This window comes from Oleiphilus sp. HI0123, from assembly GCF_001635315.1.
In genome coordinates this window covers 1-1,449 of record NZ_LWGE01001207.1, presented here as the reverse complement: position 1 = coordinate 1,449, position 1,449 = coordinate 1, and the positions used below count along the sequence as shown (strand labels likewise).

At 44.1% G+C, this 1,449-nt stretch carries 1 protein-coding gene; it reads right to left on the bottom strand.

All coding sequences use genetic code 11. The features are described from left to right. Nucleotides 1-41 precede the first annotated feature (41 nt). On the bottom strand, nt 42-1,449 hold a 1,408-nt coding region (locus A3761_RS13620), incomplete at its 5' end, for an extracellular solute-binding protein (protein WP_068750349.1).

The window sequence follows — 1,449 nt, the reverse complement described above, 5'->3', positions numbered from 1 at the left end:
CGGTATCATAAGAAGAAGTCTGCGAAGAATGTAGGCGCTCATTACTTACGGAACCACCACGTATCGATCGCTACTCCGGATTTGGGGGAAATTTCAGGTCTCGCAAGGCTCTTAGTGTAAGCGATACGCTCAACCGGGTTATACCAGTTAGGTATTACGTAGTGCCCGTGTAGTAGAACTCTGTCGAGAGCACGAGTTCGATTAACTAAAGACTTTCTGTCTGGCGCACTGATGACAAGATCAACAAGCTTATCCACGACAGGGTCTTGTATTCCGGCAATGTTTCTAGAACCCTGCGTATTGGCTTTTGATGAATGCCAGTATTCTCTTTGCTCGTTACCTGGTGAATTTGACTGACCAAAACCACCAACCATCACATCGAAGTCAAAAGAGCGGCGGCGATTTATATACTGGGTAGTATCTACGACGCGGATACCGGCTTCAATTCCAAGTTTTTCAAGATTTTTAATAAAGGGTTGTACTACACGCTCAAAGTCTTTCTGGAATAATAAAAACTCGAATGAAAAGGGCTTTCCGCTCTGCTTATTTGTCAGCTTGCCATCCTTCACAGACCAGCCTGCTTCTTTCAGTAACTTGATGGCTTTCCTTAAATTTTTTCGCAAGCTTGCAGGTTTTTCTGTGCTAGGTGAACGGTATTCACTTGTAAAAACAGATGATGGAAGTTGGTCTCTAAAGGCTTCAAGGGTGCTTAGCTCTTCACCAGTCGGCAAGCCCCGCGAAGCGAGTTCAGAGTTCTCAAAATAACTATTACTGCGTGCATATTGCCCATTAAACAAATTCTGGTTGGTCCATTCAAAGTCAAATGCATAGGCGAGCGCCTGTCTGACACGGCTATCCTTGAAAAGTTCTCTACGTGTATTGATAACAAAAGCCTGAAGACCGGCTGGGCGCTCGTGCTTAACTTCTTCTTTGATCAGTTCGCCGTTATCAAACTTTGGGCCGACGTAGGCGTTAGCCCAGTTGCGTGCAGTGTTCTCAATGCGGAAATCAAACTCGCCAGCTTTGAAAGCCTCCAATGCAACAGTGTTATCTTTGTAATATTCGTATACGATTTTATCGAAATTATACATACCCTTGTTAACCGCAAGATCTTTTGCCCAGTAGTTTGGGTTTTTCTTCAGTGTGACCGAGCGACCAGGGTCAAAGCTGTCGATCATGTAAGGGCCGTTGCCGACAGGAATATTTAGCGACGATTTACCGAAATCGTGTTTACTCCAATAGTTTTTGGAAAAAATCGGGAGTTGACCAATGATGAGCGGGAGTTCTTTATTTTGATTGGTAGCAAACTCAAAATGAATGACTGAATCTGAGCGAACCTCAACGTTTTTTACATCGGCATAGTAAGCTGCATAGAATGGTTGTGCTTTTTCATGCTTCGTTAGTGTTTCGAAACTGAACTTTACGTCGTCTGCTGTTATGGGGCTGCCA